Source organism: Streptomyces sp. NPDC029138 (assembly GCF_055564375.1).
Window position 1 is genome coordinate 1 of the sequence record NZ_JBVHWM010000086.1, and the last position, 13,223, is coordinate 13,223.

Sequence of the window (13,223 nt, forward strand, 5' to 3'; positions counted from 1 at the left end):
CTGGTCGCGGCTCGCCTCATCCGCGGCGCCGCCCCCCCCCCCCCCCCCCCCCCCCCCCCCCCCCCCCCCCCCCCCCCCCCCCCCGCCCCCGTTGTGTCCCGGCTCAGTCCAGCGGGGGCACGATCCGCTCCCGCCGCAGATCCTCGAACAGGTCCAGGAAGGACCGGCGCGAGTCGGTGAAGCCGGTGAAGCCGAACGTGCGGCTCTTGGTCATGTCGGCGAACGTCTCGGTCTGCCGCCCCAGGTCACCGTCGGTGTGCCACCAGGACGCGATCCTGCCCAGCTCGTGCGGCACCAACCCGTACTTCTCGGTGATTCGCTCCCACACCGGCCAGGCGTCCGCGAACCGCTGCTCCAGCGGCTGTGCGTGCCCCGGATACGGCGCCGGCTCCAGGCCCAGCCCGGCCGCCACCGCCGGCCACAGCTGCCGCCAGCGGAACACGTCGCCGTTGACCACGTTGAACGCCTGGTTCGCCGCCTCCGGCGTGGTCGCGGCCCACTCCAGCTGCTTGGCCAGCAGTCGGGCGTCGGTCAGGTCCGTGATGCCGTCGTACTGCTCCGGGGAGCCGGGGAAGACGAACGGCTCCCCCGTCTCCCGGCACAGCGCGCCGTAGACGGCGAGGGTGACGCCCATGTTCATGAGGTTGCCCAGCGCCCAGCCGATCATGGTGTGCGGGCGGTGCACCGACCAGTTGAAGCCGCCGCGCTCGGCCGCGTCGAAGAGCAGGTCCTCCTGGGTGTAGTAGAAGTTCTCACCCGGCAGCCGCTGCTGCTCCTCGCGGAACGGCGTCTCCATCGGCGTGCGCGCGTACGCCTCGAACGGGCCCAGGTAGTGCTTGAGCCCGGTCACCAGGGCGGCGTGCCTGAGGCTGCCGCCGGCCACCAGCGGGTCCAGCACGTTCTTGAGCATGGTGCCGTTGACCTGGATGTTCTCCGCCTCGGTCGGCTGTCGCTGCCAGGTGCAGAAGAACAGGTGAGTGGGGCGCAGCCCCTCCAGGGCCCGCGCGGTGCCCGCCGCGTCCAGCACGTCGGCCCTGACCGGCCGCACCCCCGGGACCGGGGCCCCGCCGCCGCGCGACAGGCCGTCCACCTGCCATCCGGCCTCCACCAGTCGCCGGGCCACGTTGTTGCCCGCGATCCCGGTGACCCCGACCACCAGGGCGCGTGAGTCGTCCGTCATTCCCGCCTCCGAGTTCCATCAGATGATCCCGGTAGCTTGACCAGCCGCTCCACTGAGTGTCAAGTAACAGTGAACGCTCACGGTGAAACGCCTACGCACAGGGGTTTCTCGGGTCGAGGCGTTCGAGTATACTGAACACTTACAGTGGCTCCTCGTGTGCGTACCGAGTCCCTGATCAGGACCGAAGGAGAGACCTTGCCATCCACGAACGGCTCCACGGCGGCGTCCACAGCGCCACGTCGGCCCCCCGCCGCCTCCGGCGAGGACAGCGCCGCGCCCTCCACCCCGGAGCGCCGTGAGGCCGTCGTGAACGTCGGCGGCCAGCTGCGCGAGTTCCGGCAGGCGGCCGGCCTGTCCCTGCGACAGTTCGCTCGCGACCTCGGGGTCTCACCCTCCTTCGTCTCCCAGATCGAGAACGGCAAGTCCCAGCCCTCGGTCGCCACCCTCTATTCCATCTGCAGCAAGCTGAACATCTCCGTCGACGAGCTGTTCGCGTTGGCCGGCACCCCCAAGCCCGCCCCCGCCCCGAACACCGCCGTCCAGGACACCGCCACTCCGGCCAGCCCAGGTCCCGGCAGCCGGCAGGGCGCCCTGGCCGAACTCGGCGCCCCCTCCGCCCCGCCCGGCCCGGGCCCCGTCGTCACCGCGGACCAGCGCCGCCGTCTGGTGCTGGACTCCGGCGTCACTTGGGAACAGCTGTCGCCCACCCGCGAGGCCGCCGTCGACTTCCTCTTCGTCCGGTACGCCGTCGGCGGCAGTTCGGTCGCCAACCACGAACTCACCCGGCACGGCGGCGTCGAGTACGGCTACATCATCAGCGGCACCCTGGAGATCTCCCTCGGCTTCGAGAGGTACGAGGTCCGGGCCGGCGAGTCCATCTCCTTCGACTCCTCCACTCCGCACCGACTGACCAACGCCGGCGACGTCCCCGTGGAGGCGATCTGGTTCGTCCACGGCCGCAACGCCTCGCACGAGCACTGACCGACGCCGGAGGGTCCTCGGACGTCATGCCTCGGCGAAGACCTCGGGGTGGCGGGAGAGCTCCTCGCGGGTGCGGCGGATGTGCAGGGAGAGGATCTGCTCGGCCAGCGGGATGTCCCGGTCGCGCAGCGCCTTGGCGCTCGACGGCCGCTACCGGCCGGTCGTGGAGTTCGTGTACGCCGACTTCATGTGGGTCGCCGCCGACCAGTTGTTCAACCAGATAGCCAAGGCCCGCCACATGTTCGGCGGCCACAGCGCCGTACCGTTCGTGCTGCGCTCCAAGCTGGCGGCCGGCACCGGCTACGGCTCCCAGCACTCCATGGACCCGGCCGGCGTGCTGACCACCGCCCCCGGCCTGCGGGTGGTCGCCCCCTCCAACCCGTTCGACTACGTCGACCTGATGAACACCGCGCTGGCCTGCGACGACCCGGTCGTCGTCCTCGAACACGTCGACCTGTACGCCTCCACCGCCCCCGGCCCGGTCGACGACCTCGAATACCGCATCCCGGTCGGCAAGGCCGCGCTGCGCCGCGAGGGCGACGACCTGACCGTCATCTCCTACCTGTCGATGGTCAACCACCGCGCCGAGGCCCTCGACCAGGTCCCGGAGATCGCCGCCGACCTGATCGACCTGCGCTGGCTCGACGCGGCCAGCCTCGACTGGGAGACCATCGAGGCCAGCGTACGCAAGACCAACCGCGTACTGATCGTCGAACAGGGCGCCCGGGGCACCTCCTACGGAGGCCGGCTCGCCGACGAGATCCAGCGCCGCCTGTTCGACTGGCTGGACGCCCCCGTGGAGCGGGTGACCGGTGGCAAGGCATCGCCGGGTATCAGCAAGGTCCTGGAGCGGGCGGACTTCGCCCGCACCGAGGAAGCCGTCAACGCCCTGTGCCGCATCGCCGCTTCCTGAGCGCGCGGACCCCGACCCGAGGAGCAAGAACATGGCAACGCTGCTGCGCGTGCCTGAGGTCGCCGCGGGGGCGACCGAAGCCGTCCTGGCCGAGTGGCTGGTGCGGGAGAGCGACGCCTTCGCCGCCGGCGACCCCATCGTCGCCCTGGAGACCGGCAAGGCCTTGGTGGAGGTGGCGGCCGAGACCGACGCGGTCCTGCTGCGCGCCCTGGTGCCCGGCGGTGCAACTGTCGAGGTCGGCGCCCCGATGGCCCTGCTGGGCGACCCGGCCGAACGCGACGCCGACACCGACCAGTTGCTGGCCGCCCTCGGCGTCACCCCTGCGGGCCCCCGACCGGCGAGGCGTCAACGACCGCACCCGACCAGCCCGCCCCGGCCGTCACTCCCGCAACGCCCGCCGTCCCCACCGGGACCCCGGAACCGGCCGTCCCCGCCGGGGGCCCGCCGACCGCGGCCGGGTCTTCAGCAGTCCGCTCGCGCGCCGCATCCTGCGCGAGGCCGCGCTGACCCTCGACCAGGTGCGCGGCACCGGACCGAACGCCAGGATCGTGCGCCGCGACGCCGAACGCGCCGTCGAGGAGGCCCAGGCCCAGAACCAGGCAGCGCCCGCTGCCGCACCGGTGGCAGCCACACCGGCCGCCCCCGGCGGCGCCGAGCGGATCCCGCACAGCAGGTTGCGCCGGGCGGTCGCCGCCCGGCTGACCGCGAGCAAGCAGGACTTCCCGCACTCCTACCTGCGGCGCACCGCCGTCATCGACGAACTGCTCGCGCTGCGCGGCAAGCTCAACGAGGTCGCCCCGCGCAAGATCTCCGTCAACGACCTCGTGGTCAAGGCCGCCGCGTGCGCCCACGAGGCCGTACCGGAGGCCAGCGTCATCTGGACCGGTGAGTACCTGCTGAAGTTCGCCACCGCCGACATCGCGGTGGCCGTCGCATCGGAGCGCGGCCTGGTCACCCCGCTGCTGCGGGACGCCGCCGCTGCGCCCCCGGAGTGATCGCCCGGCGGATCAAGGCGTACGCGGAACGCGCCGACACCGGGACACTGCGCCAGGACGAACTGGAGGGCGGATCCCTGACGGTGACCAACCTCGGCATGTACGGCGTCGACGAGTTCTCGGCGATCATCAACCCTCCGCAGTCCATGATCCTCGCCGTCGGCGCCTGACGCCCCGAACCCGTCGTCGTCGACGGTGAGTTGGCCGTAGCCACCCGTTTGCCGCTGACTCTTTCCGTGGACCACCTCGCGATCGACGGCGCGCTGGCGGACCGCTGGATGGCCGCCCTGGTCGACGCCTTGGAGCAGCCGTTGTGCCTGCTGGTCTGACCGGTTCCGCGCCGGGGACGACGGTCCCCGGCGCGGTGTGTCACGGGCGGCCGGGCTGCCCGCCCGAGGTGACCGCGCGGGACGCAGCGGGAAACGGGCGAGCGCCGCCCCGTGTCGGAGCGGCGCTGCGCGGCGGACCACGGTGGGGTGGACCGGGCCGGGGACCGGCACGGGTCAGAGGGCGGTGGCCTCCAGCAGGAGCCGGGCGTTGTCGGGGGAGGCGGTGAGTTCGCCGCGTTCGATCCGGTGCGCCAGTTCGACGGTCCGCGCGTTCGCCGGGCAGGTTCCGCCGAGTGCGGCCTGCGAGGAGACCACCAGGCCGTTGATCTCGTCCACCTCGCTGTGCCTGCCCTTCATCCAGTCCTGGAGCACCGTCGTTCTGCTGTGCGGCAGCATGAACCTGGTGCAGATGGCATCGAACAGTGCGTCCGCGAAGCCGTCGGGGTCGGAGGCGTCCACGTCGTTGAGGCCGAAGATAGGGACCGGCCGGTGGCCGAGCGCGACAGCGGTGCGTATCGCCTCGCGGCCGGCGCGGAGCATGAACTCCCGCACACCCGGGAGCTCAGCGGCCTCCAGCAGCGGCAGGTCGAGAATGGCCGACGGGACCAGCTCGGCCGTGTTGACGACGAGCTTCATCCACTTCGCCGAGCGGATGTCGTCGACCACCTCCACCGTGCCGGCGTGGCCGAGCAGTTCCGCGACGGAGGCGGCCTGCTCGTGCGCCGCCGGACTCAGGCCGCCGAGCGCGAACCACGAACCCGACGGCGGCGTGTGCCGCTCCACCACTCCGGCCCGGTACATCGCGGCCGAGCACTCGATCACGCTGCCAAGCGTCCGGTCCACGCCGACGATGTCGGCCATCGCGTCGACGGTCATTCCGTTCTGCAGCCCGATGACCACGGCATCGGGGGCAAGGTACGGCTTCACCAACTCGCAGGCCCACCGGGTGTCGTAGGCCTTGACCAGCACGAACACCACGTCGAAGCGATCGTGCAGGGTGGCCACCTCGCACAGGTTGACTGCCCGGACCGGGGTGGCGGTGGGCGGGAAGCCGGGAATCTCGACGCGTACGCCATGCTCGCGAAGAGCCTCGACGTTCTCCGGCCACTGCTCGATGAACGTGACATCGAGGCCGGCCTGCACCAGGTTGGCCCCGATGCCGGCCCCGTTCGCCCCGGTGCCCAGTACCGCTATCTTCGGCGACGTCATTTCTCGATCCTCTCGACCCGGCGCTGCCGTCCTCGCTGCGTAACCACCACCACAGCCCGAGAGCGTTCATCGTAGGTGAACAGTTGAAGAGTGACAATGCCGGTGAACACAAGACACGGGTCAAGGCCTCGAGCCGCCGTAACGACTCCGGCGGCCACCGCCCGCCGGAGTCGGGAAAGTCGGTAGTCGACCAGCACACGGTCCGCTGTCAGGGGACTGATAGCGGTGGCGACCCGCACGTGTCGGCGTGGCTCTGGCACTTGAGCGCCTCGCGGGACGGAAAATCGCTGACGAGAACGGCGTTCCGGCGTCCGCCGACCCGTCCCTCCCCGATCCCGACGTGCAAGTGCGCCGATGCCGGGGACGAGACCGGTCAGGGACTCCATCTCCCGCCTGATCGTGCGGCATGCCCGGTCGGTCCCGGCCGCATCCTTGGCGACCCGCTTGAACGCGACAATGCGCCGGATCATGGTGTCTCCCTCTTCCGGGCCGGCGAAGGCAATCCCCTGTTCGGCAGAGGTTAACGGTGTGCGCCGAAGCTGCTCACCTGGCCCACCGCGCGGAATTGCCTCTCTCCAACCGAGGAATCCCCGCACCATCGACACGCGACCGGAGCGGCTGCGTGAGCAGACGCTAAAAGGGGGCTCGCGACGGGACCGTCGCCGGTCGACAGGGGCCGGGCCGGCTCCAAACACCACCTGATCACCGACGGACACGGCACCCCGCTCGCCGTCATCCTGACCGGCGGCAACCGCAACGACGTCACCCAGCTCCTGCCCCTGCTGGATGCCGTCCCGCCCGTCCGCGGCCGGGTCGGCCGGCCACGCCGCAGAGCGGTCACGCTCTACGCCGACCGCGGCTACGACCACGACCGCTACCGCAATCAGGTCCGCGCCCGCGGCATTATGCCCGCCATCGCACGGCGCGGCACCGAGCACGGCTCCGGACTCGGCGTCTACCGGTGGGTGGTCGAGCGGACCTTTGCCTGGCTCCACGGCTTCCGCCGGCTGCGCGTGCGCTGGGAACGACGAGCAGACATCCACGAAGCATCCCTCAAACTGGCCTGCTGCCTGATCACCCACCGACAACTGAACTCATTGTGTTAGCCGTTGTTAGAGCCCGCGCAGATAGGCGGCGTGGAAAGTAGGTGGGCACAGGCCCCAGTGATCATGTAGTTGCGACGCTCTGTAACCGCTGGCGAGGCCTGTGCCAGTCTGATGTTTCAGGTCGCCTGCCTGGCCAGCCTGTGCAGGGTCCGCGCGGCAGGTGATCCGGGGTCGGCCGTGATCAGGACGACTTCCTGGTCATCCTCGGGCACGAGCAGGACGTCACAGTTCAACCGCAGCGTGCCGATCTCCGGGTGATCGAGGATCTTGGTGCGGTGCCCGGGGGCGTGGACCGGACGCGTTTGCCATATCTGTCGGAACTCCTCGCTGCCGGTGTGCAGTTCGGCCAGCAGAGCGGTCAGCTGCGGGTCATGCGGGTAGCGGTCGGCGGCCCGTCGCAGCCGCGCCACCACAATGTGCCCGAACTCCTCAGCGCTGGAGCTCTCGTACATCCGCCCCTGGCCAAGGAAGCGGCGCCGGGCCAGGTTCGTCCTCCCGTCTCCGAGATCGCCGCCGCCGAGCAGTGCCTGGGCCAGGGGGTTCCAGGCGACGACTCCGTACGCCGCATCAGTGACGATGGCACCGGTCTCCGGCAGCCGCTCCAGCATCCGGGCCACATGCGGGCGTACCCGCCGCACGGCGCTGATGCCGGGCGGCGCGCTCGATCCCGCCAGGCGGAACAGGTGGCTGCGCTCGGCCGGCGTGAGCCGTAGTGCCTGGGACAACGCGTCCAGGATCCGGGTGGACGGCCGCGGGCCCCGGGCCTGCTCCAGCCGCGTGTAGTAGTCGACCGACATGTGGGCGAGTTCCGCCACCTCTTCGCGGCGCAGGCCTGGTGTCCGGCGATGGGTGCCCGTCGCCGTCAGGCCGATCTCGTGTGGACGCATGCCCGCCCGGCGGTCCCGCAGGAAGCGGGCCAGCTCTTGCCGTGCCATGCCGCTTCCTCTCACTGCCTGGTACAGGTTGTCCCTGGCAGGGCGCCCACAGCCAGGGAACGGTAGTTGCCATGAACGATCGCACAGCTCTTGTCACCGGTGCCAACAAGGGCATCGGCAAGCACATCGCCCGGCTCCTCGCCGCCGAGGGCCTCACCGTGTACGTGGGCTCACGCAACCGCGGGCTCGGACAGCGAGCCGTCGAGGAGATCGGCGCAGGCGCCCGCCTGCTGGTCCTCGACGTGACAGATCTTGACGGCATCGCACGGGCCGCGACCCAGGTGGACCGTCTGGATGTGCTGGTCAACAACGCCGGGATCTCACCCTCACTCGCCCCACCGGCCGACACGAGCGTCGAGGAGTTTCGGCGCACATACGAGACCAACATCTTCGGAGTGGTGGCGGTGACCAATGCCTTCCTGCCCGCCCTGCGCCGGTCCCCGCATCCGCGCATCGTCAACATCTCCAGTGGCACCGCATCGCTGACCTGGAGCACGAACCCCAACCCCTAGTTCGCCCCGGGAAGCGGTGGCGCCGCCGCCTACCGGTCGTCCAAGGCCGCCCTCAACGCCCTCACCGTCCTATACGCCCAGACGCTGGCCGAGGACGGCTTCAAGGTCAACGCGCTCGCCCCCGGCATGCGGGCCACCGACCTCAACCCGCTGGCCGCCGCTGCCGGCGACGACCCGGCCGAGGCCGCCCAGGGAGCCGCCCGCCTGGCCCTGCTGCCAGACGACGGTCCCACCGGTGCCTTCTTCTCCTGGGACGGAACGCCCGTGCCCTGGTGAGCGGCGCTGAGCTCCCAGGCGACGGCATTGACTCGCACGCCCCAAGAAGCGTATTCCCAGAGCGGCGGTCCTCCTCGGGCCGAAGCGTGCTTGGCAGCAGCGCAAAGGCTGCGCAGACAGGTGCGCGCTCATGAGCGGCGGTTCGGGCGGTCGTCCCACCGGTGGGTCGTCCAGGCCCGGCGGATCAGGCTACGGACCGCGATGACGGTGTCGGCGAGGTCGAAGAAAGCGTGGATGACGGTCGCGCGGCGCTCGTGGCAGCGGGCGAGGCGGTGGAAGGCGTTCTGCCAGGCGTGGGTGCGTTCGACGTGCCACCGCTGGCTCGCCTGGATCGGTGCCTTCTCGCCCTTGTGTGCGATGCGGCCATGCAGGCCGCGGGTGGTGAGTTCGGTGCGGGTCTTGTCCGAGTCGTAGCCGGCATCCAGGTGCACGGTGATGTCGTCGGGCAGCGGTCCCAGGTCCGCCAGCCGGTCCAGGGTCGGAGCCAATAGCGGGGAGTCGTGGCGGTTCGCTCCGGCGAGAACCCTGCCGAGCGGGATCCCATACCCATCCGTCATACTGGAGTGTTTCAGGCCCTGTTTGCCGCGGTCGACGGGTGAGTGTCCGGCCACCTCGCCGCCGCCGGGGGCCTTGGTGATGGCGCCATCGACAGCGATCTGGTCGAGCACGAGCCCGACAATCGGGTCGTAGGACTCGAGCGCGATCCGTTTGAGCCGGGCAAAGACGCCGAGTCGTTTCCACTCATCGCGGCGGTTGCGGATGGTGGTCGCCGAGCAGGTCGTGTCGGAGATCGCCTGGTAGGAGCAGCCGAACCGCAGGAACTGCAGCAGTTTGTCGAACACGATCCGGTCGCTGATACGGCGGCGGTGGCAACCCAACGGGTGGGACGGATCGATCGTAGAATGCTTGGGCAACAACGCCGCGAATTGGTCCCACAGCGGGTCGGTCAGCCATGAAGGAAGAACGGGCACAGGTCTCCCAGTGGTCACAGAGCGTCGCAACTCCATGATCACCGGGACCTGGCCTACCTCCATGCCGGGGCTCCCCATGCCGCCTATCTGCGCGAGCTCTAAGACGGCCGGCCTCAACCACCGTCAGGCGGCCCGCGATCTCGTGACCAGCGAGTCGACGGTAAAGACGCGCCTGAATCACAACCTGGCCAAACTCGCTGTGGAGGACCGCGGCGCTCTGATCGCCTGGCCTGGCACCACGGCCCTGACCAGCACCTCAGGACACTAGAGCCGCCCGGCTTCGGCGAGGGCCAGCAGGTCGTTCGCGGCCTCCTGGGCGCGAAGTCGTATGGCCGCCGGGCCGGGGACCGGTCCGCCGAGCAGGGCGGTGTCCACGATCTCCGCCTGGAGGAGGGCGGAGAAGACGTGGGCGGCCCGGGTGGGGTCGCTGACCTTGGAACGCAGCTTCGCCGGCCAGTGGGACAGGTACCGCGTGAACAGGGCTACGCGGTCTCCGAGGATCTCCTGCTGGTAGCGGCGGCCGAGCTCGGGGAAGCGCCGCGCGTCCCGCGCCACCACCGTGAACAGTGCCAACTGCTGCTCGGACAGGATGTGTCGGAGAAGCTCGCAGCCCGCTTCCGTCAGACCCTCCAGGGGCGGCAGGTTCAGCCATTGCGGGTCTGCGGTCTGCGCGGAAGTCTCGCATGCCTCCTGGATGACGGCGACGAAGAGATCGTCCTTGCTGTCGAAGTGCCGGTACAGCGTGGTGATGGACACGCCCGCGCTCGCGGCGATCCGGTTGACCGAGCTTCCGCCGTACCCCTCTTCGAGGAAGGCCGCGAGGGCAGCGCTGATGATCGCCTCGCGCTTGCGCGCCATCAGGCGCGCTTTGGGGTCGCTCTCGGCCCAGGTCCGCACGGTTCTTCCTCCGGTCTCGCGTCGGCTTGACAGAGCATACGACAGCGATGACTATCGCTCCATACGAAAGTGATTACTTTCGTCATGCTCAAGGAGCGATAGATGCGGAACACAGACACCTCGCGAGTGCTGGTCCTCGGGGCCACCGGACGCACCGGATCAGCGGTCGCGAAGGCCCTGGAGGAGACACCCGGTCAAGCGGTCCCGGTGCGGGCCTCACGCAGCGAGACGACCGTCGAGCAGTGGATCAAGGAGGGGAAGGAAGCCGTCCACATCGATCTCGACGACCCCGACACGTTCCCCGGCGCACTGGAGGGCATCGACCGGGTATTCCTGATGACCGGCTACACCTCGGCGATGACCCACCAGACCAAGACGCTGGTGGACGCCGCCGAAAAGGCCGGCGTCGGCTTCCTGGTCCACCTGGGCGTGTTCAGCGACAAACGCTCCACCGACCCGCACTTCGCCTGGCACGAACTGGTGGAGCGCTACATCGCCGGCTCCGAGCTGGCCTGGGCGAATGTGCATCCGCACGTGTTCATGGAGAACCTGCTGGGCATCAACCGGCTGCGCGACGGCCAGATGGTGTGGCCGATGGGCGACAAGCGGGTCGGCTGGATCGCCGGCGACGACATCGCAGCGGTCGTGGCCAAGGTCCTGGCCGAAGGCCCCGACACACATGCGGACAAGGACTACTACCTGTCCGCCGATCTCCTCAACGGCGTCGAGGTGGCCGAGGTCCTCACCGCCGCCCTCGGACGGGAGATCCCCGCGCTGGTCCTGACCCCCGACGACCTGCAACGCATGATCGATGCCGGTCTGGACACCGCGCCCGCCGACATGGACGCCGCGTACGCGGCCAGCACACTGATCTGGGTGCGACAGACCTACGAGGGCCGCTTCGACTACTCCGCGGTCACCACCAGCACGGTCCAGGACCTGCTCGGCCGGGAGCCGATCCACCTCGGCTCATGGGCCACCGCGCACCGCCAGGAACTGCTCGACCAGCTCTCCTGACAGCTGCGGTGGAGCTCGTGCGACGCGGGCGTCGTTGTGCCCCATGACCGCGCGGCAACAAGTGATCATCGCGTACCGTGAGATACGCGCCTCACCGCCCGGGCGGACAGCGCAGTACGGCGTGCGCTGTTGCCCGCCCGGGAGTGGTCGAACCTGCGGCCTCAGTGGGCGACGAGGTCTTCCAGTTGGTGGGCCAGATCCGGGCTTGGCTGTGGGACGGCCAGGCCGTCGAGCGTGTCGACGGCCAGGTCGTCGACGGCGTCCCTGACCGCTTCCTCCGGTACGGCGGCGACATCGTCGGGAAGGTCGAGGTGGACGGTCACGCCTCCGGGCCCGAGGGTGGTGTCGAGGACCTCGTGAGCGACGGGCGCGTACTGGCAGGGCCCCTCCTCCAGAACAGTGATCTGCTCCGCCCAGTACTTCGCGTCACGCCACTCCCCGGAGTGCAGATGGAGAAGGTGCAGACACACCGCACCGGTGGCCTGGCCGCCGCCGGCGGCGTACTGGAGCCAGAACTGCGCGCCCTCCTCGTAGTCGGCCAGGAGCAGGAGGCAAGCGAAGGCGAGGGCGCCGCCAGGGTCGCGGCAGGCGTCGAAGCGTGCGATGCGGCGGGCGGCCTCGTCGTCGTGGATGACGCTCTGGCACAGCGCGCGCAGGTCGTGTCCGGCCCGCTCGTGCAGCATCAGTGGCTGGTAAGGGGTGCGCTGTCCGGGTGCGGGGCCGGTCAGGGCCTTCATGCAGTGCAGTTCGCGTAGCTGGTCGGCGATGCGGCGGCGGGAGGCCTCACGGTGGGCGCGGGTGTAGGCGCCTTTGCGGATGCGGGCTCGGTCGAGGGCTTCTTCTAGGGTGCGCGGCTGGTGGGGACGCATCGGGGTCTCACGCCTCATCGTCGGTGTCCTCGCCGAACTGCAGTCCCAGGTCCGCGGACAGGCGGCACTTGGCGGCCCGGCGGGTGGAACGCACGGTCGCCTCGCACACGCCCATCACACCAGCTGCTTGCCCCGCCCTGCCCGGCCGGAGGGCAGCTCGGGCAGCTCCTGGCCCGGGTCACGCACCTCATCCGCCCAGTGCAGCGTCTGCAACACCAGCGCCTTGTCCTCCGCGTGCAGCGCGGTCAGGTACTGCTTGTTGCGCATGACGAAGGTGGCGATCCCCATCTTGTGCGTGATCACTGATGCGATGTGGAGCCGGATCGAGCCGCTGATGCCGGCCGATCCGGTCCGCGGGCGGCGATGGGCCGATCACGCGTGGGCCGTCGAAGGCACCTGGGAGAAGATCCTCGCCGCCGTCCTGGCAGCAGGGGATGCCGCCGACGACATCGACTGGACGGTATTGGTGGACTTCACGGTCGCCCGGGCCCACCAGCACGCCGCCGGAGCACGTAAAAAGGGGCGACCTGCTCCGGCGAGCCCACCGATCACGCACTCGGACGCTCTCGTGGCGGGTTGAGCACGAAGGTCCACCTGGCCGCCGACGGCGGTGCACGACCTCTGGCCTTCACCGTCACCGCCGGACAAGCCGGTGACGCCCCCGTCTTCGAGACGGTGACGGCCCGCATCCGCGTGCCTCGAAGCGGTCCGGGCAGGCCGCGAACCCGACCCTTCGTCCCGCAGCCCTCCGACCAGATCGGCCACCGGCTATGACGAGGCCGCCACGGTGGCCGCCCGCCCGGCTTCACCCGCGATGCCTACAAACAGCGGAACACCGTGGGGCGGTGCATCAATCGCCTCAAGCAGTGGCGCGGCCTGGCCACACGGACCGACAAACTCGCCATCGCCTACCAGGCCGCACTCCACCTCGCCGGCATCCTCATCTGGACCCGACGCTGACCAGAGACACAGAACCTAGCCTGCCCCGAACGCCCTGAGCCGCACATCGCTCCCCGCTTTCCCCGCTCCCACG

At 70.1% G+C, this 13,223-nt stretch carries 11 protein-coding genes and 5 pseudogenes; 9 read left to right on the forward strand and 7 right to left on the reverse strand.

From position 1 onward, the window contains the following. Positions 1-103: 103 nt before the first annotated feature. The gene (locus tag ACZ4WH_RS39360; protein WP_468190048.1) at positions 104-1,180 is read right to left on the reverse strand and encodes an SDR family oxidoreductase; all 1,077 of its coding nucleotides are present in this window, start codon (positions 1,178-1,180) and stop codon (positions 104-106) included. A gap of 195 nt (positions 1,181-1,375) precedes the next feature. Between ACZ4WH_RS39360 and ACZ4WH_RS39365 the strand changes: the two genes are divergently transcribed. The 5 genes and pseudogenes from ACZ4WH_RS39365 to ACZ4WH_RS39385 all read left to right on the forward strand — a co-directional run bounded on the left by ACZ4WH_RS39365 (position 1,376) and on the right by ACZ4WH_RS39385 (position 4,398). Then, the gene (locus ACZ4WH_RS39365; RefSeq protein ID WP_468190050.1) at positions 1,376-2,161 is read left to right on the forward strand and encodes a helix-turn-helix domain-containing protein; all 786 of its coding nucleotides are present in this window, start codon (positions 1,376-1,378) and stop codon (positions 2,159-2,161) included. 79 nt (positions 2,162-2,240) lie between these two features. After that, positions 2,241-3,074, forward strand: a complete 834-nt coding sequence (locus ACZ4WH_RS39370) for an alpha-ketoacid dehydrogenase subunit beta (protein WP_468190052.1) — start codon at positions 2,241-2,243, stop codon at positions 3,072-3,074. Positions 3,075-3,105: 31 nt separating this feature from the next. Next, positions 3,106-3,318: pseudogene (locus tag ACZ4WH_RS39375) on the forward strand (biotin/lipoyl-containing protein); the annotation flags it as partial. Beyond that, complete coding sequence (locus ACZ4WH_RS39380; protein WP_468190054.1) at positions 3,296-4,069, forward strand: 2-oxo acid dehydrogenase subunit E2; 774 nt, start codon at positions 3,296-3,298, stop codon at positions 4,067-4,069. The pseudogene ACZ4WH_RS39375 and the gene ACZ4WH_RS39380, both read left to right, overlap by 23 nt. Continuing rightward, positions 4,066-4,398 (forward strand): annotated as a pseudogene (locus tag ACZ4WH_RS39385) (2-oxo acid dehydrogenase subunit E2). Before ACZ4WH_RS39380 ends, ACZ4WH_RS39385 begins: the two are co-directional and overlap by 4 nt. A 174-nt stretch (positions 4,399-4,572) precedes the next feature. Here the strand turns inward: ACZ4WH_RS39385 and ACZ4WH_RS39390 are convergent. Further along, on the reverse strand, positions 4,573-5,607 hold the full coding sequence (locus tag ACZ4WH_RS39390) for a ketopantoate reductase family protein (RefSeq protein WP_468190056.1): 1,035 nt from the start codon (positions 5,605-5,607) through the stop codon (positions 4,573-4,575). A gap of 641 nt (positions 5,608-6,248) precedes the next feature. Here ACZ4WH_RS39390 and ACZ4WH_RS39395 point away from each other — a divergent pair. Further along, positions 6,249-6,713: pseudogene (locus ACZ4WH_RS39395) on the forward strand (IS5 family transposase); the annotation flags it as partial. Between the two features lie 116 nt (positions 6,714-6,829). On the opposite strand, the gene ACZ4WH_RS39400 reads toward ACZ4WH_RS39395, so the two are convergent. Beyond that, positions 6,830-7,648 carry a helix-turn-helix transcriptional regulator gene (locus tag ACZ4WH_RS39400; protein ID WP_468190058.1) on the reverse strand — a complete coding sequence of 273 codons (819 nt, stop codon included), beginning with the start codon at positions 7,646-7,648 and terminating at the stop codon, positions 6,830-6,832. 71 nt (positions 7,649-7,719) lie between these two features. Here ACZ4WH_RS39400 and ACZ4WH_RS39405 point away from each other — a divergent pair. Beyond that, positions 7,720-8,436 (forward strand): annotated as a pseudogene (locus ACZ4WH_RS39405) (SDR family oxidoreductase). 128 nt (positions 8,437-8,564) lie between these two features. Here the strand turns inward: ACZ4WH_RS39405 and ACZ4WH_RS39410 are convergent. Beyond that, entirely contained in the window at positions 8,565-9,407 is an 843-nt protein-coding gene (locus tag ACZ4WH_RS39410) for an IS5 family transposase (protein WP_468190101.1), read from the reverse strand. 264 nt (positions 9,408-9,671) lie between these two features. After that, on the reverse strand, positions 9,672-10,304 hold the full coding sequence (locus ACZ4WH_RS39415; protein WP_468190060.1) for a TetR/AcrR family transcriptional regulator: 633 nt from the start codon (positions 10,302-10,304) through the stop codon (positions 9,672-9,674). A gap of 102 nt (positions 10,305-10,406) precedes the next feature. On the opposite strand from ACZ4WH_RS39415, the gene ACZ4WH_RS39420 reads away from it, so the two are divergent. After that, on the forward strand, positions 10,407-11,321 hold the full coding sequence (locus tag ACZ4WH_RS39420) for an NmrA family NAD(P)-binding protein (protein WP_468190062.1): 915 nt from the start codon (positions 10,407-10,409) through the stop codon (positions 11,319-11,321). A gap of 161 nt (positions 11,322-11,482) precedes the next feature. On the opposite strand, the gene ACZ4WH_RS39425 is transcribed toward ACZ4WH_RS39420, so the two are convergent. Both ACZ4WH_RS39425 and ACZ4WH_RS39430 read right to left on the reverse strand, forming a co-directional pair. Further along, a complete protein-coding gene (locus ACZ4WH_RS39425; protein ID WP_468190064.1) occupies positions 11,483-12,208 on the reverse strand; it encodes a hypothetical protein in 726 nt (241 codons plus the stop codon). Between the two features lie 96 nt (positions 12,209-12,304). Further along, positions 12,305-12,457 (reverse strand): hypothetical protein, encoded by a 153-nt coding sequence (locus tag ACZ4WH_RS39430; RefSeq protein WP_468190103.1) that lies wholly within the window; start codon positions 12,455-12,457, stop codon positions 12,305-12,307. Here ACZ4WH_RS39430 and ACZ4WH_RS39435 point away from each other — a divergent pair. Beyond that, positions 12,456-13,150 (forward strand): annotated as a pseudogene (locus tag ACZ4WH_RS39435) (IS5 family transposase). The gene ACZ4WH_RS39430 and the pseudogene ACZ4WH_RS39435 sit on opposite strands and share 2 nt — an antisense overlap. Positions 13,151-13,223 lie beyond the last annotated feature (73 nt).

Coding starts and splice junctions, on each gene's coding strand:
- ACZ4WH_RS39360 (WP_468190048.1), bottom strand. CDS start 1,180: ATGACGGACGACTCACGCGCCCTGGTGGTCGGGGTCACCGGGATCGCG.
- ACZ4WH_RS39370 (WP_468190052.1), top strand. CDS start 2,241: ATGTGCAGGGAGAGGATCTGCTCGGCCAGCGGGATGTCCCGGTCGCGC.
- ACZ4WH_RS39390 (WP_468190056.1), bottom strand. CDS start 5,607: ATGACGTCGCCGAAGATAGCGGTACTGGGCACCGGGGCGAACGGGGCC.
- ACZ4WH_RS39400 (WP_468190058.1), bottom strand. CDS start 7,648: ATGGCACGGCAAGAGCTGGCCCGCTTCCTGCGGGACCGCCGGGCGGGC.
- ACZ4WH_RS39420 (WP_468190062.1), top strand. CDS start 10,407: ATGCGGAACACAGACACCTCGCGAGTGCTGGTCCTCGGGGCCACCGGA.
- ACZ4WH_RS39425 (WP_468190064.1), bottom strand. CDS start 12,208: ATGAGGCGTGAGACCCCGATGCGTCCCCACCAGCCGCGCACCCTAGAA.
- ACZ4WH_RS39430 (WP_468190103.1), bottom strand. CDS start 12,457: ATGCGCAACAAGCAGTACCTGACCGCGCTGCACGCGGAGGACAAGGCG.